The sequence below is a fragment of the Pseudomonas sp. S2_C03 genome, assembly GCF_054668405.1.
On the sequence record NZ_CP162766.1, the window covers coordinates 2395316 to 2416790 of the forward strand.

The 21475-nt window shown below is 60.7% G+C and carries 18 protein-coding genes and 1 pseudogene; 12 read left to right on the top strand and 7 right to left on the bottom strand.

What is annotated here, in order from left to right; translation table 11 throughout:
* The first annotated feature begins 3 nt into the window (after window positions 1–3).
* Window positions 4–1383, top strand: coding sequence for a UDP-glucose dehydrogenase family protein (locus tag AB4N64_RS10860; RefSeq protein ID WP_460125249.1), 1380 nt, complete (start codon window positions 4–6; stop codon window positions 1381–1383).
* Here AB4N64_RS10860 and AB4N64_RS10865 read toward each other — a convergent pair.
* The gene (locus AB4N64_RS10865) at window positions 1380–2345 is read right to left on the bottom strand and encodes a LysR family transcriptional regulator (protein WP_460126707.1); all 966 of its coding nucleotides are present in this window, start codon (window positions 2343–2345) and stop codon (window positions 1380–1382) included. The two genes, AB4N64_RS10860 and AB4N64_RS10865, sit on opposite strands and share 4 nt — an antisense overlap.
* Before the next feature lie 318 nt (window positions 2346–2663).
* Between AB4N64_RS10865 and argH the strand changes: the two genes are divergently transcribed.
* The 10 genes and pseudogenes from argH to AB4N64_RS10915 all read left to right on the top strand — a co-directional run bounded on the left by argH (window position 2664) and on the right by AB4N64_RS10915 (window position 13290).
* Window positions 2664–4091 carry an argininosuccinate lyase gene (argH, locus tag AB4N64_RS10870; RefSeq protein WP_460125252.1) on the top strand — a complete coding sequence of 476 codons (1428 nt, stop codon included), beginning with the start codon at window positions 2664–2666 and terminating at the stop codon, window positions 4089–4091.
* A gap of 135 nt (window positions 4092–4226) precedes the next feature.
* Window positions 4227–5105 (top strand): amino acid ABC transporter permease, encoded by an 879-nt coding sequence (locus tag AB4N64_RS10875; RefSeq protein ID WP_460125255.1) that lies wholly within the window; start codon window positions 4227–4229, stop codon window positions 5103–5105.
* A gap of 10 nt (window positions 5106–5115) precedes the next feature.
* Window positions 5116–5879 (top strand): annotated as a pseudogene (locus tag AB4N64_RS10880) (amino acid ABC transporter ATP-binding protein).
* A 40-nt stretch (window positions 5880–5919) separates the two neighbouring features.
* Complete coding sequence (locus AB4N64_RS10885; protein WP_460125258.1) at window positions 5920–6744, top strand: ABC transporter substrate-binding protein; 825 nt, start codon at window positions 5920–5922, stop codon at window positions 6742–6744.
* 60 nt (window positions 6745–6804) lie between these two features.
* Entirely contained in the window at window positions 6805–7647 is an 843-nt protein-coding gene (locus AB4N64_RS10890; RefSeq protein WP_460125260.1) for a polysaccharide deacetylase family protein, read from the top strand.
* The gene (locus tag AB4N64_RS10895) at window positions 7640–8527 is read left to right on the top strand and encodes a polysaccharide deacetylase family protein (protein WP_460125263.1); all 888 of its coding nucleotides are present in this window, start codon (window positions 7640–7642) and stop codon (window positions 8525–8527) included. The genes AB4N64_RS10890 and AB4N64_RS10895 overlap by 8 nt, the downstream gene beginning before the upstream one ends.
* Before the next feature lie 196 nt (window positions 8528–8723).
* Entirely contained in the window at window positions 8724–9905 is a 1182-nt protein-coding gene (locus AB4N64_RS10900) for an MFS transporter (RefSeq protein WP_460125265.1), read from the top strand.
* A gap of 156 nt (window positions 9906–10061) precedes the next feature.
* Window positions 10062–10769 (top strand): HPP family protein, encoded by a 708-nt coding sequence (locus tag AB4N64_RS10905; protein ID WP_460125268.1) that lies wholly within the window; start codon window positions 10062–10064, stop codon window positions 10767–10769.
* Window positions 10770–11028: 259 nt separating this feature from the next.
* Window positions 11029–12135 (top strand): enoyl-CoA hydratase/isomerase family protein, encoded by a 1107-nt coding sequence (locus AB4N64_RS10910; protein WP_460125271.1) that lies wholly within the window; start codon window positions 11029–11031, stop codon window positions 12133–12135.
* A gap of 3 nt (window positions 12136–12138) precedes the next feature.
* Entirely contained in the window at window positions 12139–13290 is a 1152-nt protein-coding gene (locus AB4N64_RS10915; protein WP_460125274.1) for an acyl-CoA dehydrogenase family protein, read from the top strand.
* A 107-nt stretch (window positions 13291–13397) separates the two neighbouring features.
* Here the strand turns inward: AB4N64_RS10915 and AB4N64_RS10920 are convergent, their stop codons facing one another.
* The 6 genes from AB4N64_RS10920 to AB4N64_RS10945 form a co-directional block, all read right to left on the bottom strand.
* The gene (locus AB4N64_RS10920) at window positions 13398–14171 is read right to left on the bottom strand and encodes an enoyl-CoA hydratase (RefSeq protein WP_460125276.1); all 774 of its coding nucleotides are present in this window, start codon (window positions 14169–14171) and stop codon (window positions 13398–13400) included.
* A 14-nt stretch (window positions 14172–14185) separates the two neighbouring features.
* On the bottom strand, window positions 14186–15313 hold the full coding sequence (locus AB4N64_RS10925) for an acyl-CoA dehydrogenase (RefSeq protein WP_460125278.1): 1128 nt from the start codon (window positions 15311–15313) through the stop codon (window positions 14186–14188).
* A gap of 155 nt (window positions 15314–15468) precedes the next feature.
* A complete protein-coding gene (locus AB4N64_RS10930; protein ID WP_460125281.1) occupies window positions 15469–16656 on the bottom strand; it encodes an acetyl-CoA C-acyltransferase in 1188 nt (395 codons plus the stop codon).
* Window positions 16657–16667: 11 nt separating this feature from the next.
* Complete coding sequence (locus tag AB4N64_RS10935) at window positions 16668–17429, bottom strand: SDR family NAD(P)-dependent oxidoreductase (protein WP_460125284.1); 762 nt, start codon at window positions 17427–17429, stop codon at window positions 16668–16670.
* Window positions 17430–17445: 16 nt separating this feature from the next.
* Window positions 17446–19110 carry an AMP-binding protein gene (locus tag AB4N64_RS10940; RefSeq protein ID WP_460125287.1) on the bottom strand — a complete coding sequence of 555 codons (1665 nt, stop codon included), beginning with the start codon at window positions 19108–19110 and terminating at the stop codon, window positions 17446–17448.
* Between the two features lie 220 nt (window positions 19111–19330).
* Entirely contained in the window at window positions 19331–20347 is a 1017-nt protein-coding gene (locus tag AB4N64_RS10945; protein WP_460125289.1) for an AraC family transcriptional regulator, read from the bottom strand.
* A gap of 197 nt (window positions 20348–20544) precedes the next feature.
* On the opposite strand from AB4N64_RS10945, the gene efeU reads away from it, so the two are divergent.
* Window positions 20545–21405 carry an iron uptake transporter permease EfeU gene (efeU, locus tag AB4N64_RS10950; RefSeq protein WP_460125291.1) on the top strand — a complete coding sequence of 287 codons (861 nt, stop codon included), beginning with the start codon at window positions 20545–20547 and terminating at the stop codon, window positions 21403–21405.
* Window positions 21406–21475: the final 70 nt, after the last annotated feature.

Below are 21475 nucleotides of genomic sequence, written 5' to 3' on the forward strand. Positions count from 1 at the left end.
TCCATGAAAATCAGTGTATTTGGTAGCGGTTACGTTGGCCTGGTGCAAGCCGCCGTGCTGGCAGAAGTCGGCCACGACGTGGTGTGCATGGACATCGACGAAAAAAAAGTCGACATGTTGCAACAGGGCCATGTGAGTATTTTCGAGCCCGGGCTGGCCAGCCTGGTGCGCGAAAGCCTGGAGGCCAGGCGGCTGCAGTTCACCACCGATGAGAAGCTCGCGGTGCAGCACGGCCAGGTGTTGTTCATCGCGGTGGGCACGCCCTCTCGGGACGATGGTTCGGCGGACCTGCAATACGTGCTGTCGGTGGGTGAAGCCGTGGCACGACATCGGGAACAACCCGTGATTCTGGTAGAGAAATCCACCGTACCCGTGGGTACCGGCGACACCCTGAGAGAGCATATCGACAAATGCCTGCTCAAGGTCGGACGCTTGCTTCAGTTCGAGATCGTCTCCAACCCGGAATTCTTGAAGGAGGGTTCCGCGGTCGCCGATTGCCGGCGTCCGGACCGTATCGTCATCGGCTGCGAAAGCGATGAGGTACGTGATGTGATGCGCGACCTGTATGCGCCGTTCAACCGCAACCATGACCGGATCATGTTCATGGACCTGCGCAGCGCCGAGCTCACCAAGTACGCGGCCAATTGCATGCTGGCGACCAAGATCAGCTTCATCAACCAGATCGCCGAACTGGCCGAACACCTGGGTGCGGACATCGAATCGGTACGCCTGGGCATCGGCGCCGACTCGCGTATTGGCTACCACTTCATCTACCCGGGCTGCGGTTACGGCGGCTCGTGTTTCCCCAAGGACATGCGCGCGCTGATCCATAGCGCCGAGGAGGCCCACTGCTCCAGCGACCTGCTGCAAGCGGTGGAAGCCATCAACCAGCGGCAGAAACACAAGTTGTTCGATCGCATCAACGCCTTCTTCAAGGGCGACCTTCGCGGCAAGACCTTCGCCGTGTGGGGCCTGGCGTTCAAACCCAACACCGATGACATGCGCGACGCGCCGAGCCGGGTGCTGCTGGAGTCCCTGTGGACGGCCGGTGCCAATGTACGAGCGTTCGACCCGGAAGCCATGCAGGAAACCCAACAACTGTATCCCGACGAGAACAAGTTGATGCTGATGGGCACGCCCGAATCGGTGTTGTCAGGCGCCGATGCGTTGATCATCTGCACCGAATGGCAGCAGTTCAAGGCCCCGGATTTCAACTTGATCCGCCAGCGCCTCAAAGCCCCGGTGATCTTCGACGGCCGTAACCTGTACGACGCCGAACGCCTGGCTCGCAATGGATTTACTTACTTCCCGATGGGCCGTGGCGAGTCGCGCAACTTGCCCATACCGTATCAGCAGTGGCCGGTGGCGCAGGGAGTGGCCTAAGCCGTAGCTTTCAAATCAACACCCAAGGCCTGAGCAAACGCTTTCACCAGAGGACTGCGCACGGTGTTGTGGCGCAGGATCAGATCGAACGGTGTCGCGATGTGGACCAGGTCCGGGCGCACCGCCCGAAGCTGCCCCTGCGCGACCATCGCCGCCGCATAGTGTTGCGGCAGAAAACCAATAAAACGCCCAGTCTTGACCAGTAATGCCACCGCCTCTACTTGAGTGGCAGACGCGGAAAAACTGTCATAACGCGCGAAGTTCAGTTTGTCGCGATGGATTGCATAACGGTGGTTCACACATTCGTAATCTTTAAGCATGTGACTGGCAATGTCGGCGTCCGGTAAATCGAATAGCGGATGGCCGACGGCGCAATAAACGTAGGAACGTTCTTCATACAGTTTGTAATAATCGAACTCTTCGCGTTTCTGGTAGACCGGCACGATGCCGGCCACCAGACGCCCTTCCACCACACCGCGTTCCACCTCATCCAGTTGCGAGGCCTGTATCTGAAACCTGACCTTCGGCGAGGTTTCATTAAGTTGCCTCAGGGCGGAAACTAAGGGCGAATTATCATCTGTGATCGTGTTATCAATAACGCCTACGCCAAGGTCACCGATAAGTTCGTTTTGCGCCGAACTAAGCCGGTCTCTAAAGTTGTCGAAAGAGGCAAATAAATCTATGGAAGCCTGATAGACCAGGCGACCTTCTTCAGTGAGATGAAAACCTTCACGCCCGCGCGTACACAATCGCATGCCGATGCGAATTTCCAGGTCGGAAATCTGCTTGCTGATGGCGGCCAACCCCACATTCAGCTCGTTTTGCGCAGCACTGAAACCACCAGCCTCAACCACGGCCTTGAACACTTTCAGCAGTTTGAAATCCAGCCCGCTGAGGGCCAATGGCACGCGGTAAGGCGTTTTCGGCGGCGGGTTTCCGGAATTGGAAAGTGGGGTTTCCATAATGCTCATTTACCTCAGACGCCATATTCAACAACCTGTGTCCAACAACAAAAACATAGCTGGCCTAATAATAATGAACACAGAAAATGTGGCTTTGCAACCGCCAAGAATTTCAGAACATCAGTGCCAGATCACTGGGTTCGAACTATTAAAAGCTGACGCTTCGATCAGCCCTCGCCCCTTTCGTAACTGCGCGTCCCCCCTGCCCTTGAACACCGTTTTGGTCTGACCACGCCCAGTCGATTTGTATCGATTTCGGCAACGGTTCCAGGCCTGGCATACCGATTTCAGCTCGCTTTACCGACGAGGAAAACAACAATGTCCCAAACCACCGAACGTCTCTGGGGTGCACGCTTCAAAAGCGGCCCGTCCGAAGCCCTGGCGGCCTTGTCCCGTTGCCCTGAACGTTACTTCCGTCTTACCCCCTACGACCTCGCCGGTTCCAAGGCCCACGCCCGTGAACTGCAACGCGCCGGACTGCTGAGTGAGTCGGAAACCCAAGCCATGCTCGAAGCGCTGGAGCGCATTGGTGACGACTTCCGCGCAGGCAGCATCGCCCCGACCCTGGACGACGAAGACGTCCACACCTTCATCGAGCGCCTATTGACCGAACGCCTCGGCCCGCTGGGCGGCAAGCTGCGCGCCGGCCGTTCGCGCAACGACCAGACGGCCAATGACTTGCGCCTGTTCCTGCGTGACCACGTGCGCACCTTGACCGTTGAAGTACTGGCCTTGCAGCAGGCCCTGGTCGAGCAGGCCGAACAACACATCGAAAGCATCTGCCCGGGTTTCACTCACCTGCAACAGGCCCAGCCCATCGTATTCGCCCACCACTTGTTGGCCCACGCTCAGTCGATGTTACGTGACGTGCAACGGCTGGTGGACTGGGACGACCGCACCTCGCTGTCGCCACTGGGCGCAGCGGCCATGGCAGGTTCGGCCATTGCGCGCATGCCCCAACAGTCGGCCAAGGAAATGGGTTACAGCGGCGTTTGCGAAAACTCCATCGATGCCGTGGCCAGTCGCGATCACGTCGCTGAATTCCTGTTCATCGCCAGCATGCTGGGCATCAATATTTCCCGCCTTGCCGAAGAGTTTTGCCTGTGGTCTTCGCGGCAGTTCCGCTGGGTGGTACTGGACGATGCCTACGCCACCGGCAGCTCGATCATGCCGCAGAAGAAAAACCCGGACATCGCCGAACTGGCTCGGGGCAAAGCCGGCCGCCTGATCGGCAACCTCACCGGCCTGCTCTCCACGCTCAAGTCCCTGCCGCTGTCGTACAACCGCGACCTGAGCGAAGACAAACACGGCGTACTCGACAGCGTCGATACCCTGCTGCTGGTACTGCCGGCCATGGCGGGAATGGTCGCGACCATGACCGTCAACGTCGAGGAGCTGCGGCGTCAGGCGCCACTGGGGTTCACCCTGGCCACCGAGGTCGCCGACTGGCTGGCGGTGCGCGGCGTACCGTTCAAGGAAGCCCACGAAATCACCGGCGCGCTGGTCAAAGCCTGTGAGAAACACGACATCGAACTGTGGGAAGCCTCTCCGGCCCTGCTGGCTGAAGTCGATCAACGTCTCACCCCGCAAGTGCGCGACAGCCTGACCCTCGAAGCAGCCATTGCTGCCCGTAGCGGTTGGGGCGGGACCGCACCGCAACAGGTACGCGAGCAGATCGGTCGCCTGAAAACCGCTCTCGCCGCTCAGCAGGCGTGGACCGAGAACTACCAGGGCTTTCGCATTTAAATCACTACGCCGTACCTGTGGGAGCGGGCTTGCTCGCGAAAGCGGTGGGTCAATCCATGATGATGTCGGATCAACCGCCGTCATCGCGGGCGAGCCCGCTCTCACAGGAGACCGAAACATGTACGGAGAAACACCATGAGCCAGACCCAGGCAGAGCGACTCCAGGCGGAGCGCAAGCTGGCGGAAAACCAGTTCGATATCACCCAGTACGAGCACGTGCCCCGGCGTTACTACGGGCGGATCTTCTTTGCCACGGTGATCGTCATCACAATCATCGGCCTGGTACGCGCGTTCGCCGAAGGCAAGATCGAATGGTCATACATCGGCCAGTTCCTCACTTCCCAGGCGATCATGTGGGGCCTGCTCAACACCATCGTCATGGCCGTACTCGCCATGGCGTTGGGGATTGTGTTCGGTGTGATCACCGCGATCATGCGCATGTCGGCCAACCCGATCCTGCGTTACGTGGCGTTGACCTACACCTGGCTGTTTCGCGGTACACCGCTGATCCTGCAACTGCTGTTGTGGTTCAACCTGGCGTTGATCTTTCCTACCATTGGCATCCCCGGTCTGTTCGCCATCGACACCGTGAGCCTGATGACGCCCTTCGTCGCCGCCCTCCTCGGCCTGAGCATCAACCAGGGCGCCTACACCGCCGAAGTGGTGCGTGCGGGTTTACTGTCGGTAGACACCGGGCAATACGAAGCCGCCAAGTCGATCGGCATGCCGCGCTTGCAAGCGTTGCGCCGCATCATCCTGCCGCAGGCCATGCGCATCATCATCCCGCCGGTCGGCAACGAGTTCATCGGCATGGTGAAAATGACGTCCCTGGCGAGCGTCATCCAGTATTCGGAACTGCTCTACAACGCCCAGAACATCTACTACGCCAACGCCCGGGTGATGGAGCTACTGATCGTCGCGGGCATCTGGTACCTGGCGACCGTCACCGTGCTGTCCTTCGGTCAAAGCCGTCTGGAGCGTCGTTTCGCTCGCGGCGCCGGCAAGCGTTCCTGAGGAGTCGAACATGAGAAACATCGTCAAGGCCGTGAGCCTGAACAAGTATTACGACCAGTTCCACGCGCTCAAGGACGTCAACATCGAAGTCGAGCAAGGCGAAGTGCTGTGCATCATCGGCCCGTCCGGCTCCGGCAAGAGCACCTTGCTGCGTTGCGTCAACCAGCTGGAAAAAATCGACAAGGGCGGCCTCTGGGTCGACGGCGAACTGGTGGGCTACCGCATCGTCGGCAACAAGCTGCACGAACTGACCGAGACCCAGATTGCCCGGCAACGCCTGTCCACCGGCATGGTGTTCCAGCGCTTCAACCTGTTTCCGCACATGACTGTGCTGCAAAACATCATCGAGGGGCCTTGCCAGGTACTCAAGCGCTCGCCCAAAGAGGCGCATGAAGAAGCCGTGGAATTGCTCGCCCGTGTCGGCCTGGCCGACAAACGCAACAGCTATCCGATCGAACTCTCGGGGGTCAGCAACAACGTGTGGCCATCGCCCGTGCACTGGCCATGCGCCCCAAGCTGATGCTGTTCGATGAACCCACTTCGGCACTCGACCCGGAACTGGTCGGAGAGGTGCTGTCGGTGATGCGCGACCTTGCGCAGACCGGCATGACCATGATCGTCGTTACCCATGAACTGGGCTTCGCCCGTGAGGTTTCAAACCGCATGGTGTTCATGGACGGCGGACAGATCGTGGAGGCAGGAAGCCCCGAAGAAATACTAATAAGTCCGCAAAACCCGCGCACCCAAAGCTTCATTTCTGCCGTTCGAACCTGAGCGCCGGTTGGCGTCCACAACACACATAAGAGAACGACCCATGAAGAATTTCGTTATCCCAGCAGTAATCGCAGGCGTCATGGCTTCCAGCTTGAGCTTCGCCGCCGAGTTGCCCGCCAGCATCAAGGAAAAGGGCGAAATTGTCGTCGCCATCATGCCGAACTATCCGCCGATGGATTTCAAGGACCCGGCCACCAACCAATTAACCGGCTTGGACTATGACCTGGGTAATGCACTGGCCGAACGCCTGGGCATCAAGATCAAATGGCAGGAAACCGGCTTCGAGCAGATGATCAACGCGCTCACCACCGACCGTGTCGACATGGTCCTGTCGGGCATGACGGACACTGCAGAACGTCAGGCCAGCGTGACCTTCGTCGACTACTTCACCAGCGGCCCGCAGTTCTACACCTTGCAGAAAAACAAGGACACCAACGAGATCGTTGACCTGTGCGGCAAGAAAGTCGGCACCAGCCGCCGTACGACCTTCCCGGCAGAAATCGCCGAGTGGAGCAAGGCCAATTGCGAAGCGGCGGGCAAACCTGCGATCAACGTGGTCGGCACCGAAGGCTCGGCCGATGCCCGCGCGCAACTGCGTCAGAGCCGCATTGATGCAGCCATGCAGGGCAGCGAAACCCTGCCGTACCTCAAGACCCAAGAGAAGGACATGTACAAGACCGTCGGCCTGCCGATCTCGTCGCAGTTCACGGGTCTGGGCGTGAGCAAGAAAAAACCGGAGCTGAGCGAAGCGGTGAAAGTCGCGTTGCAGAGCATGATTGACGACGGCAGCTACCAGGCAATCCTGAAGAAATGGGACCTGGAACTGGGCGCGATCAAGACGGTAACCATTAACGCCGGCAAGTAATCACCACCGACCACTGCAGGAGCGGGCAAGTCCGCTCCTGCAGACAGCTGGAGCACCACGATGTCCTCCTCCCCCCTGTGGCCTGCGCCATACAAAGCCTGTCTTGCCCTGGCGTTCGACCTCGACGGCCCCACCGGCGATGCGATGCTCAATGGCTCGATCTGGCGCAAGCCCGAGTATTTCGGTTTTGGTGGTTACGGCCCTTATCGGGCCCTGCCGCGCTTGCTCGATTTGCTCGATGACTTTCGCATCCCCACCACGTTCTTCGTCCCGGCCTGGGTCGTGGAAAACTGGCCGACGCAGTGTCAGGCGATTGTCGAGCGCGGGCATGAGGTGGCGTATCACGGCTACAAACACGAATCCTTTTACGCCCTGACGCTGGACCAGCAGAAGGACGTGATGCAGCGCAGCCGCGAGGTGTTCTGGAACCACCTGAACATCCGTGCCGAAGGTTTCCGCACACCCTCTGGCGATTGGCGCGCCGAGACGCCGGCAATGCTGGTCGAAGCTGGCGTGACCTATTCCAGCAGCATGCGCGGTGATGATCGCCCGTACCTGGTGCCAGTGCCCGGTTTCGACACGCCGTTGGTTGAAATCCCCGGACGCTGGGAAATGGACGATTACGCTTCGTTGGCCTATACGCGGGCGCCGGATTTCCCCTCGGGCCTGGACCGCACGGCCAGTTACGAGCTGACGTTGGATAACTGGTGTCGCGAATACGATGGCGCCATGGATGAAGGCTTGTGCCTGACCACCCTGTTCCATCCCAAGATCACTGGCAAGCCGGGACGCATCCTGTTGCTGGAAAAACTCTTCGAACACATGCGCCAGCGCGACGACGTGTGGTTCGCCACGTGCCGCGATGTCGCCCAGTGGTGGCTCAAGGAGCATCACCATGGCTGATCCCGTTTACTGGCCCGAGGGCTACCGCTGCGCCGTCGTACTGACGGTCGATTACAACGATATCCACGGTATCTTGACCCAGGCCCCGGAAGTCGCCGGGCGCGACAAGACCTTGTCGGTGTGGCGCTACGGCACCCAACGAGGCGTCGATCGGCTTCTGAGCCTGTTCGACGAACTGAAGGTGCGCAGCAGTTGGTTCATCCCCGGCATCGTCGCCGAGGAAAACCCGCAGCATATCCAGGCGATTCAGGCCGCCGGACACGAGATTGCCTGCGCCGGCTATCGCCATCAGAACTACGACACGCTCGACCTTGCCCAGCAACGAGAGGAAATCGCCCGCGGTTGCGCAGCGCTGCAAGCGCTGACCGGTCGGGTCCCCAGCGGGTTTCGCATTCCGGCGGGCAACGGCGCGCCCGGTTTTATCCAGGCCCTGGGCGAATCCGGCATCCGCTGGTCGTCGTCGTGGCGCGGCGATGATCTGCCATTTGCCCACCCGACGGCACACGAGGTCATCGAGCTGCCTCTGCACTATGAACTGGAGGATGAGCCCTACTTTGCCTTCAACCTGAGCCCGGCGGTGCCGCCCGCACAATCGCGGATCGCCTCCTATAGCCACACCCTGGGCAATCTCCAAATGGACTTCGCCGGGTTCCACCGTTTCGGCCTGTGTTATGTGTTGCGCCTGCACCCCGAGATCATGGGCACGCCGGGGCGAATCGGCGTCTTGCGCGAGTTGCTGCAAGGCATCCAGCAACATGAGGACGTGTGGATCGCCACAGGTGAAGAGGTCGCGCAATGGTGGGCGGACTCCGCACCGCCCCCCACCGAAGACCATCCAGCTTCGGTATACGAGCGCCACTATCGGGATTACCTTCCATGACCCATCGCATGCACCGGCTGGCGCAGTTTTGCGTCGAGACACGTTTTGACGACTTGCCGCCGGCGCTGGTGGCCCAAGCCAGACGTCACCCGGGGCAGTGATCGGCACTTGAGTGTGGGAGCGAGCCTGCTCGTGATAAAAGCACCTCGGTTACGAGACGAACAACAATCATCTGAATAAGGACATCCGCCCCGCCGTGGCCACTTACTCGCTCGTCATCCGCCGCCTGATGATCGTTTCACTGACGATTGTCGTCAGCCGCGCCATCACCAGCCCGTTGCTCACCTTGTTCCTGAGCAACAAACTGGGCCTCAACCAACAGGACGTTGGTCTGCTGCTGGGCATCGCCGTGTTCATCGCCACCCTGCTGGCGCTGTACGGCGGCTACATCATTGACCGCCTGGAAAAACGCCGATTGTTGATCCTGGCCATGTTGTCCAGCGCCATCGGTTTTGTGCTGCTGACCTTCGCTGAAAACCTTTACCTGACCACCCTGACGTTGGTGATCACAGAGACTGCGTCTGCGCTGTTCCTGATCGGTTCCAAGGCAATTCTCAGCGAAAACTTGCCTGTGGGCCAACGCGCCAAGGCGTTTTCCCTACGCTACACCTTGACCAACATTGGCTACGCCACGGGCCCGATGCTCGGGGTGGTGATCGCCGGGGTGTATCCGATAGCCCCCTTTCTGATTGCGGGTGCCATCGCGTTCGGCAGCATCTTCCTGATGAGCGGAATTCCCAGCGACTCGGCCCCTGCTCCCGCAGTCGGTCAGCCCCAGAGTTTCATGAAAACCCTGATCACCCTCAAGAACGACCGCACGCTGATCATGTTCACCTGTGGCTGTCTGCTCAGCACCGTGGTACACGGGCGGTTCACACTGTACCTGTCGCAATACCTGTTGGTGGTCGAGGACTCCAAACGCGCCCTGCAAACCATGGCGGCCGTGCTGGCCTGCAATGCAATCACCGTGATCCTGCTGCAATACCAGATCGGCCGTTTCCTCAAGCGTGAACAACTGCGTTATTGGATTGCCGGCGGCACCAGCCTGTTCATACTCGGCCTGATTGGCTTCAGTTTTGCCGATAGCCTGGTGACCTGGTGCCTGGCGATGTTCATTTTCACCCTCGGTGAAATGATCATTTACCCGGCAGAATTTCTGTTCGTTGACACGCTGGCGCCTGAAGAACTGCGGGGCAGCTACTACGGCGCCCAGAACCTGGCGGCGCTGGGCGGTGCCTTGAGCCCAGTGATCTGCGGTTTCCTGCTCATGCATACGCCGGCGCCCACCATGTTCTACGCCTTGAGCGTATTGACGGCGATGGGTGGGTCGTTGTGCTTCATGAGCGGTCGACGTGTCGCCTTACAGCAAAATTTGTGAACTCAAGCAGCATTAATATGAATTAGTCAGCATCCGCAATGAACGGCACACTGTGTGTCGTTCCTCCCCCAATAGTTGGAACTTCTTCAAGGGCTTTCTGGATATCCCAGCTAAGCCTTTTTTTTGCCTCGATTTTTGCTAGGGATCGTTTGCCCAATGTTCGCTCGCTGGTTCCCCGCTGCCATCAACACCCGCCCCTCGGAATGGAGCCGCGCTGCCATCGGCATGGCGCTTGGCACGCTGTTCAGCGTCTGGCTATGTGGCCAGTTCTTTGGCATGGAGGTCGCGCAACACCTGATCGGGCCACTGGGGGCGTCGGCGGTGTTGTTGTTTGCGGTGTCCTCCGGAGCGTTGGCCCAACCCTGGTCGATCATCGGCGGTTATCTGACCGCCGGTGTCGTGGCACTGTTGGCAGCTCATGTGCTCGGACGGACGCTGAGCAGCGCATGCCTGGCCGCCGGCATGGCGCTGATCCTGATGTGCTGGCTGCGCTGTCTGCACCCACCCGCCGGCGCAGTGGCCTTATTGATGGTCCTGGCCGACCCGGCGACCATCGCCATGGATTGGAAAGCCATGGCGCCGTTGATGCTGTGTGCAGGGACGATGCTGGTCAGCGCCGTTGCGTACAACAACCTGACTAGCATCCGTTACCCCAAGAACGCCAGTGAACCCGCAGCACGAGTGCCCGCCGACATGCCGGTGGACAGCCAGTCGATCACCGCAGAGGATCTGAAACATGCCTTGGCGCAGATGGAAGCGTTCATCGACGTGACGCCGGAAGACTTGGAAAAATTGATTCAGACCAGTGAGTTACACGCCAAACGTCGCAGTATTGGTGAGGTGTTGAGCCGTACTACGGTTTAACAGTTCCCCGCCTCTGTAGGAGCGAGCATGCTCGCGATGGTCGTCAACGATAACGCTGGCACCCTGATGCCCCCCGGTGTCATTGCCACCATCGCGAGCAAGCTCGCTCCTACAAGGGCTTGGTGTCATTGGCTCATGCAAAAATGCAGGATCCACCTGCATTTATCCCCGTTGTACATCATAAATTTGCACTGGTACGATCCATGATCGCTCGCACGCGAGCTACTGAATAAAAAACAATAAAAGCAGGGAGTTAGTGATGACTGCTCAGGTTTCTTCTCCGAGGACTTCGTCCATGGATGCCACGCCAATTGAAGTGCTGGCCGAGGTTCGCAACCATATTGGTCACCTGACCCTCAACCGTCCCGCCGGCCTTAACGCCATCACGCTGAACATGGTCCGCCTGCTGCAGCGCCAGCTCGATGCCTGGGCCAAAGACCCTCAGATCCATGCCGTGGCCCTGCGCGGGGCTGGCGAGAAAGCCTTCTGCGCCGGCGGCGACATTCGATCGCTGCATGACAGTTTCAAAAGCGGCGACACCCTGCACGAGGACTTCTTCGTCGAGGAGTACGCCCTCGACCTGACTATCCACCACTATCGCAAACCGGTCCTGGCCTTGATGGACGGTTTTGTTCTGGGCGGCGGCATGGGCCTGGTGCAAGGCGCCGACTTGCGTGTCGTGACCGAAAAGAGCCGACTGGCGATGCCCGAAGTCGGGATTGGCTATTTTCCGGACGTCGGCGGCAGCTATTTCCTGCCGCGCATTCCAGGTGAGCTGGGCATTTACCTGGGCGTCAGCGGCGTTCAGGTGCGTGCGGCCGATGCGCTGTATTGCGGGCTGGCTGATTGGTACCTGGACAGCGAAAAACTGGGCACCCTCGACGAGCTTCTCGATCACCTTGAGTGGCAGGACTCGCCACTCAAGGACCTGCAAGGTCTGCTGGCGCGACTGGCGGTACAGCAATTGCCCGACGCCCCCTTGAGCAAGTTGCGTCCGGCCATCGACCACTTCTTCGCCCTGCCCGACGTGCCGAGTATTGTGGAGCAATTGCGCGAAGTCACTGTTGCCGACAGCCATGAATGGGCATTGACCACAGCGGACCTGCTGGAGACCCGCTCACCGTTGGCCATGGGTGTGACCCTGGAAATGCTGCGACGAGGTCGCCAACTGAGCCTGGAAGACTGCTTCGCTCTTGAGTTGCACCTGGACCGCCAGTGGTTCGAGCGTGGCGACCTGATCGAAGGCGTGCGCGCCTTGCTGATCGACAAAGACAAGAACCCACGCTGGAACCCGCCCACTCTGCAGGCGCTGGACGCCGAGCACGTGGCCAGTTTCTTCAGCGGCTTCGACCAGATCGGGAATTGAGCCATGCACGATATAGAATTGAGTGAAGAGCAAGTCATGATCCGCGACATGGCCCGGGACTTTGCCCGTGGCGAGATCGCCCCCCACGCCCAGGCCTGGGAAAAGGCAGGCTGGATCGACGACGCGCTGGTGGCAAAAATGGGCGAGCTGGGCTTGCTGGGTATGGTGGTGCCCGAAGAATGGGGCGGCACCTACGTCGACTACGTCGCCTACGCCCTTGCGGTGGAAGAGATTTCCGCTGGCGATGGCGCCACCGGCGCATTCATGAGCATCCACAATTCGGTGGGCTGCGGCCCGGTGCTCAACTACGGCACCGAGGAACAGAAACGGACCTGGCTGGCGGATCTGGCCAGCGGGCAGACCATCGGCTGCTTTTGCCTGACCGAGCCCCAGGCCGGTTCCGAAGCGCATAACCTGCGCACCCGCGCCGAACTACGTGACGGCCAGTGGGTGATCAACGGTGCCAAGCAGTTTGTCAGCAACGGCAAACGCGCCAAGCTGGCTATCGTGTTCGCGGTGACCGATCCAGACCTGGGCAAACGCGGTATCTCGGCGTTCCTGGTGCCAACCGATACCCCGGGTTTCATCGTTGACCGTACCGAACACAAGATGGGCATTCGCGCTTCCGACACCTGTGCCGTAACCCTGAACGATTGCACCATTGCCGAGGCCAACCTGCTCGGCGAACGCGGCAAGGGGCTGGCGATTGCCCTGTCCAACCTCGAGGGCGGTCGCATCGGCATCGCCGCGCAAGCCCTGGGCATCGCCCGTGCGGCGTTCGAAGCGGCACTGGCCTATTCCCGTGACCGCGTGCAGTTCGCCAAGCCGATCATCGAGCACCAGAGCATCGCCAATATGCTCGCGGACATGCAGGTGCAGATCAACGCTGCACGCCTGCTGATCCTCCACGCCGCCCGCCTGCGCAGTGCCGGCAAACCGTGCCTGTCAGAGGCATCGCAAGCCAAGCTGTTCGCCTCCGAGATGGCCGAGAAGGTCTGCTCGTCGGCCATCCAGATTCATGGCGGGTATGGGTATCTTGAGGATTACCCGGTCGAGAAGTACTACCGGGATGCGCGCATTACCCAGATCTATGAGGGGTCGAGCGAGATTCAGCGAATGGTAATTGCCCGCGAGCTCAAAAATTACCTGATCTGAGCCCCCAAAAGCATCGCGGGCAAGCCCGCTCCTACAAGGGTGCTCAATGTTGATGAGATCCCTGTGGGAGCGGGCTTGCCCGCGAAAGCGTCCGAAAGAGCGCTACATCACTTCCCGACGAACTGCGCCTCGCGCTTGCCAATAAACGCCGCCATCCCTTCCTTCTGATCCTGGGTGGCAAACGCCGCATGAAACACCCGACGCTCGAAGCGCACGCCTTCGGACAGGCTCACTTCAAAGGCACGGTTGACGCTTTCCTTGACCATCATCGCAATCGGCAGCGACTTGCTGGCGATCAGCGACGCGACCTTCAGTGCTTCCTCCAGCAGTTCGTCGCTAGGCACGATACGCGCAACGATCCCGCAGCGTTCCGCTTCCACGGCATCAATCAAGCGGCCGCTCAGGCACATTTCCATGGCCTTGGCCTTGCCCACGGCACGGGTCAGGCGCTGGGTGCCGCCCATGCCCGGCAGCACGCCGAGGTTGATTTCCGGCTGGCCGAACTTGGCGTTGTCGCCGGCCAGGATGAAATCGCACATCAGCGCCAGTTCACATCCGCCACCCAGGGCAAAACCGTTGACGGCAGCAATGATGGGCTTGCGACGGTTGGCCACCCGATCACTGTCACTGAACAGGTCGTCAAGGTAGATCTGCGGGTAGGTCAGCTCGGCCATTTCCTTGATGTCGGCACCGGCGGCGAAGGCTTTCTTCGAGCCGGTCAGCACGATACAGCCGATGTTCGCGTCTTTCTCCAGGCCGTCGAGGGCGTGGTTCAGTTCGCTGACGATCTGAGCATTCAGCGCGTTGAGCGCCTGCGGACGGTTCAGCGTGATCAGGCCGACGCGGCCGTGGGTTTCCAGCAAAATCGTTTCGTAACTCACAAATGAACTCCTTCTTAAAGATTGCGCGAAATGACCATGCGTTGAATGTCGCTGGTGCCTTCATAGATTTGACAGACCCGCACGTCGCGGTAGATGCGCTCCAGCGGGAAGTCGTTCAGGTAACCGTATCCACCGAGGGTTTGCAACGCGGCGGAGCAGACTTTCTCGGCCATTTCGGACGCGAACAGCTTGGCCATCGAGGCTTCCACCAACGCCGGCTTGCCGCTGTCACGCAGCGCCGCCGCGTAATGCACCATCTGCCGCGCGACGGCGATCTGGGTGGCCATGTCCGCCAGGCGGAAGGCTACGGCCTGATGCTCGATGATCGGCTTGCCGAAGCTCTCGCGTTCTCGGGCGTAATCACGGGCTGCTTCGAACGCTGCGCGCGCCATGCCCACCGACTGCGAGGCGATGCCGACGCGGCCGCCTTCAAGGTTGGCCAGGGCAATTTTGTAGCCCTCACCCTCCTCGCCCAAGCGGTTGGCCACCGGCACCTTGACGTCCTCGAAGAGGATCTGGCAGGTGTCCGAGGCGTGCTGGCCGAGTTTCTCCTCGACCCTTGCAACGCTGTAGCCCGGTGAGTCGGTGGGCACGATCAACGCGGTAATCCCGCGTTTGCCCGCGCTTGGGTCGGTCACCGCAAACACGATCACCACCCCGGCGTTCTGCCCGGAGGTGATGAATTGCTTGCTGCCGTTGAGCACATAGTGATCGCCTTCCAGGCGCGCGCGGGTTTTCAGGCCGCTGGCATCGGAGCCGGCTTGTGGTTCGGTCAAGGCAAAGGCGCCGAGCATCGCGCCGCTGGCCAGGGGCTTGAGGAAGCGTTCTTTCTGATCATCGTTGCCGTAGTTGAGGATCGGCACGCAACCTACCGAGTTGTGCACGCTCATGATGGTCGAGCAGGCGCCATCGCCGGCTGCGATTTCCTCCAGCGCCATGGCATAGGCCAGGTAACCGGTGTCGCAACCGCCCCACTGTTCCGGCACCAGCATGCCGAAAAAACCCAGTTCGGCCATCTCGCCGATAGCTTCCCTGGGGAACCGATGCTCGCGGTCCCACTCGGCGGCGAAGGGCTTGAGACGCTCCTGGGCAAACTGCCGGGCGGCGTCGCTGATTTGGTGTTGTTCGTCGTTGGGGATCATGACGGGTCCTTAAAAAATTATGCTGAAGGCAAACCTCCTTGTAGGAGCGAGCATGCTCGCGATGGTGGCTCAGGCACCGCTGGCATTCAGACTGCCCGCGTCATCGTTGACGACCATCGCGAGCATGCTCGCTCCTACAGGAGGGTGGGGTTACCTCAGGAGAGGCATTCCACCGCCATCGCCGTCGCTTCGCCGCCGCCGATGCAGATCGCCGCCACGCCGCGTTTCAGGCCCTTCTGGCGCAGTGCCGAGAGCAGCGTCACGAGGATTCGTGCGCCGGAGGCGCCAATCGGGTGGCCCAGGGCGCAGGCGCCGCCGTGGACGTTGAGTTTTTCGTGGGGGATTTCCAGATGGGTCATCGCCGCCATGCCAACCACGGCGAACGCTTCGTTGACTTCAATCAGGTCCACGTCATTGAGCGACCAGCCGGTTTTCTTCATCAGTTTCTTGATCGCGCCAATCGGTGCCACCGGGAACAGGCCCGGGGTGTCGGCAAAGGCGGCATGGCCGTGTATCACCGCCAGCGGTTTGAGGCCTCTTTTGGCGGCTTCGGAACGGCGCATGAGTACCAGCGCCGCCGCACCGTCGGAGATTGAACTCGAGTTGGCCGCTGTCACGGTGCCGCCTTCGCGGAACGCCGGTTTCAGGGAGGCGATCTTGTCCAGCCTGGCTTTGGGCGGCTGTTCGTCGTTGCTGATCTGCACCTGTTCCTTGCCGACGGTCACGACCAGCGGAACGATTTCGTCCTTGAAACTGCCATTTTTGATTGCCTGCTGCGCACGCGTAGTGGAAGCAATGGCGAACTCGTCCTGGGCCTGGCGGGTGAATCCGTTGGTTTCGGCGCAATCCTCAGCGAAGGTGCCCATCAGGCGGCCCTTGTCGTAGGCATCTTCCAGGCCGTCGAGGAACATCGAGTCGAGCACACGGCCATGGCCCATGCGGTAACCCGCACGGGCGCGGTCCAGCAGGTATGGCGCATTGGACATGCTTTCCATGCCACCGGCAATGACCACTTCGGCGCTCCCGGCCAGTAGCATGTCGTGGGCCAGGATCGCCGCCTCCATGCCGGAGCCGCACATTTTGTTCAGGGTGGTGCAACGGGTCGATTTATCCAGCCCGGCGCCCAGCGCAGCCTGACGAGCCGGCGCCTGGCCGAGGCCCGCCGGCAGGACGCAACCCATCAACACTTCATCGACGGTATCGGGTGCGACACCGGCTCGCTCAACCGCCGCGCGAATCGCGGCGGCGCCCAGTTGTGGCGCGGTGAGGCTCTTGAGTTCGCCCTGGAAGCCACCCATTGGGGTGCGCACGGCGCTGACGATGACAATCGGATCATTGTTCATGACTCATCCTCTTACTTGGCAGCCATGCGCAAGGCACCGTCGAGACGGATCACCTCGCCATTGAGCATGCTGTTTTCAATGATATGCCTGACCAGCGCAGCATACTCGTCCGGTTTGCCCAAGCGCGGCGGGAAGGGTACGCCCGCGGCCAGTGAATCGCGCACTTCGGGAGTCATGCCAGCCATCATCGGAGTTTCGAAAATGCCCGGCGCAATGGTCATGACGCGAATGCCAAAGCGCGCCAGTTCACGGGCGGCGGGCAGGGTCAGGCTGACGATCGCCCCTTTGGACGCGGCGTAGGCCGCCTGGCCGATCTGGCCGTCGTAAGCCGCCGCCGAAGCGGTGTTGATGATCACGCCACGTTCGCCATCTGCATCCGGCTCGGTTTCGGCAATCGCCTGGGACGCCAGGCGCAGCATGTTGAAACTGCCGATCAGGTTGACGTTGATCACCTGGCTGAAACTGCCCAGCGCATGCGGGCCGTTCTTGCCGAGGATCTTCTCGCCACGCACGATGCCGGCGCAGTTGATCAGGCCGTTGAGCCCGCCGAAGGCCTGGACCGTGGCTTGCACCGCCGCTTCGGCAGCCGCCTCGTTACTGATGTCGGCCACCACGCTTTGTGCGCCCAGGCGCTCGGCCTGGGCCGCGACGGCTTCGGCGTTCATGTCCACCAGCATCACTTTGGCGCCGGCGGCGACCAGCATCTGCGCCGTGGCCGCACCGAGGCCGGAAGCGCCGCCGGTGACGAGAAAAACCTTGTTTTGAATCCGCATCATGGTTTCCTTGGGTTCAAGCTGAAACGTTCTTCGCCGCGGCCTCTTGAGCCTTGGCGATTTCCTGGTTGCGCAAGATAAAGCGCTGCAATTTGCCGCTTGGGGTTTTCGGCAACTCGCTGACAAATTCGATTTCACGGGGATACGAGTGCGCGGCCAGGCGCTTGCGCACGTGTTGGCGCAGCTCTTCTGCCAGCTCGGGCGCGGCACGATACTGGGCGCTGAGCACCACAAAGGCCTTGACCAGTTCGGTGCGCTCCGGGTCGGGCTTGCCCACCACGGCCGCTTCCACCACCGCCGGGTGCTCGATCAACGCGCTTTCCACGTCGAACGGACCCACCCGGTAGCCGGAGGTGGTAATCACGTCGTCGCTGCGCCCGACAAAGCTGATGCTGCCGTCCGGGTTCCACTCCACGGTATCGCCGCTCAAGTAGTAGTTGCCGACGAAGGCCTTGGTTGGGACGCCTTCATAGCCGGCGAACCAGCACATCGGCGACTGGGTGCGGTCGATGGCAAGGATGCCGGGCTGGCCGACGCCCAGTTCCTGGTAGTTATCGTCCAGCACCACGATACGGTGGCCCGGCGAGGCAAAGCCGGCGGCCCCCAGATGGATTGGGTGTTCGAGGCCGTGGTGGTTGCACAGGACCATGCCCAGTTCGGTCTGGCCGTAATGATCGTGGATGACCACGCCAAGGTTGTCGGCGAACCAGCGGATCACCTCCGGGTTCAGCGGCTCGCCGGCGCTGCTGACGACGCGCAGCTTGCCCTTGATCGATTTGGCGAACTCATTGCCCCCGGCGATCAGCAGGCGGTAAGCCGTCGGCGACCCGGTGAGGTTGGTGATCCCATATTTGTTGATCACTCGGCAGGTGCTTTCCAGCGTGAACGGCCCATCGTAGAAGGTGATCGGATGACCCAAGCCCATAGGGCCGGTCACGCCGAAGTAAATGCCATAGGCCCAGCCCGGGTCGGCAACGTTCCAGAAAGCGTCTTCCGGACGCAGGTCGACGGCGTCACGGGTGTAGCTCTGGAACGCGACAATGGCCTTGAGCGGCACCGACAGTGCTTTCGACGGGCCAGTGGTGCCCGAGGTGAACATCAACAGGAACGGGTCTTCGCCCGTCAGCATGACCGGCTCGCATTCGGCGGGATAATTGGCAAGCTCTGCCCAGAAACTGAAATCACCGCGCACAATGCCCTCGCCCTTCGGACCGCCGACGCTGACGATGGTGGGGCAATCGGCGACTTCCGCCAGTTTCGGACGGTTGACGGCATCCGTGACCACCACCTTGGCGCCGGAGCAGCCCAAACGGTGCTCGATGGCCTTGGGCCCGAATGCGGTGAACAGCGGTTGATACACCGCGCCGATGCGCCAGGTGGCGAAGACGGTGATCAACAGCTCGATATTGCGCGGCAGCAGGCCGGCGACCTTGTCGCCCTTGCCTACGCCCTGGGCCAACAGGAAATTGGCGAAGCGCGCGGCTTGCTCCTGCAATTCGCTGAAGGTGTACGTCGCGCTGGCACCCTCGCGCCCTTCCCAGAACAACGCGATACGCCCGGGCAACGCATGCCGGTCGCAACACTCGACGCAGGCATTGAGGGCCGTCAGGTCACCCGCCAGTGCGGCGTCAACGGTGTGCTGATAATTGAACTGTGAGGTGGCAGACAAGTAATCGCGCATCGGCAGAATCCCTCTGTATTTTTATTAGGTTGGGGGAACCGTAAAAACCAGGGAAATACTCGCTCCGTGTGCGGTGGCGGGCAATGGTCAAACCTATCAAGTTGCTTGACTGGTTTGGCCAAGGGTTTGGAGGTGGGGTGTTTTTCGGGCCTCATCGCCGGCAAGCCAGCTCCTACAGAGGCCACGATCATCTGTGGGAGCGGGCTTGCGAAAGGGCGACTCAATCCACCTCGTTGAGGATCAAACTCCGGTAATGCCCCGGATTGGACCCCGACCACTTGCGAAACGCCTTGTAAAACGAACTCGCATCGGCAAACCCCAGTCGGGTGGCGATCTCGGCGAAACTGATGCTCGGTTCCGCCAGCCAGCCAATCGCCAACTCCTTGCGTACGCTGTCCTTGAGGCCTTGATAGGTCTGGCCCTCCTCCGCCAGTCGCCGACGCAAGGTCGAAGCCGACATGCACAATTGCTGTGCCAGCGGCTCGGTTTCCGGCCATTGCTGGGCGGGCAAATGCCGCAGGTCCTGCTTGATCCGGCTGGCCAGGCTTTGCGGGTCGCGGTACTTGACCAGGATGTTCGCCGGCGCCTCGGCCAGGAATCGTTTGAGTTCGTCGGGCGTGCGCTTGATCGGCAGGTCCAGGCAGTCGGCGGAGATAATCATCCGCGTGCGTGGGCGCTCGAAACGCAGGTTTTCCGAGAACATCACCCGGTAATCGTCGCAAAAGTCCGGCTCGCAACAACGCAGCTCGATCGCCAGGATGGGAATCCGCCGCCCGGCCAGCCAGCAGGCCACGCCGTGCACGATCATCCAGTAGGTGAAATAGGTAAAAGCACGGCGCGGGTCCTGCTCATCTTCGAGCAGGACGATTTCCGCCAGGCTTTGCTGGCGTACCAGTTGCGCTGGCAAGTGTTCGAGCATCAACGACAAAAATTCCAGGGCCGAGGTCAGGCCGGCCGCCAAGCTGGGCTGAATCATCGAACTGCGACACAGAAACGCCAGGCTCCCGGACTTGAGCTTGCGCGGGTCCATGCCGAAAAACTCATCATCGCGCCGCCGCGCCAGCAGGCGCCACAGGCGCGCGTAAGCCGTGGCCGGAACGCGGGCTTCGGGTGCCTCCAGCAAGGTTGGATCGATGCCGACCTTGGTCAACACCTCCCGTGTAGCTGCCCCCGGTTCGCAACTTTGCGAAAGCGCTTCACGCACGAGTTGCATGGAAATGGTGTCTTTTGCCGACATTAAACAACCGTTACCTGGATAGCCTGGATGGCCGGCATATTAGCTGATTCACCCTGCCTCCCACATAAGTAGAGAGGGCATCGTCCTTTTTCTTATGCGTTCAGCTTAGGTTCAGGTAAATGTCAATGATTGCCATTTGGGAATGAGTGTCATTATGTTACAACTTAGCACCCTATCAATTGCTGACACGGTGCTGAATGCTTGTTCCCTTCCTGATCATGTTGCGCGAGGGCATTGAAGCCGCGCTGATCGTTGGCATCATTGCCAGTTACCTCCAGCAAACCGGGCGCGGACAGTGGATGCCCGCCGTGTGGATCGGCGTGTTCCTCGCCGCCGCGCTGGCCTTGTTGGTGGGTGGCGGCCTGGAACTGGTCAGCGCCGAGTTCCCGCAAAAACAACAGGAGCTGTTCGAAGGCGTGGTCGGCCTGGTGGCGGTCGGCATCCTCAGCTCCATGGTCTTCTGGATGCGCAAGGTGGCGCGTTCGATCAAGCATTCGCTGCATGAGTCGCTCGATCACGCACTCGCCGGTTCCAGACACCAGGTCACCGCTTTGATCGCCATGGTGTTCTTCGCCGTCGCCCGTGAAGGGCTGGAAACGGTGTTTTTCCTGCTCGCCGTGTTTCAACAGAGCGAAGGCCCGGGCGCGCCGATCGGTGCCCTGCTTGGCCTGATCCTGGCGATCGTCGTCGGCTTTTTGATCTACAGCGGCAGCATGCGCCTGAACCTCGGCGCATTCTTTCGCTGGACCGGCCTGTTCATCCTGGTGGTGGCCGCCGGCATTCTCGCCAACTCGGTACAGGCCCTGCATGAAGCCGGTGTCTGGAACCACCTGCAAACCGTACTTTTCGACTTCAGCGCCGCCCTGCCGATGGACAGCCCGCTGGGGTCGGTGCTGGCCGGCATGTTCGGTTACCAGGAAGCGCCGACGGTGAGCACGTTGGGTGCGTATCTGATTTATCTGGTGGTGGCGTTGGTGGGGTTTTTTCTCCCGGCCTCCGCCAATCCCAACTGTAGGAGCGAGCACGTCGAGGCGTCGAACCGTCGCGATGGTCGTTAACGATGACGCGGGATACCTGATTCACGGCGGCGTCTGAAAGTCCATCGCGGGCAAGCCCGCTCCCACAGGG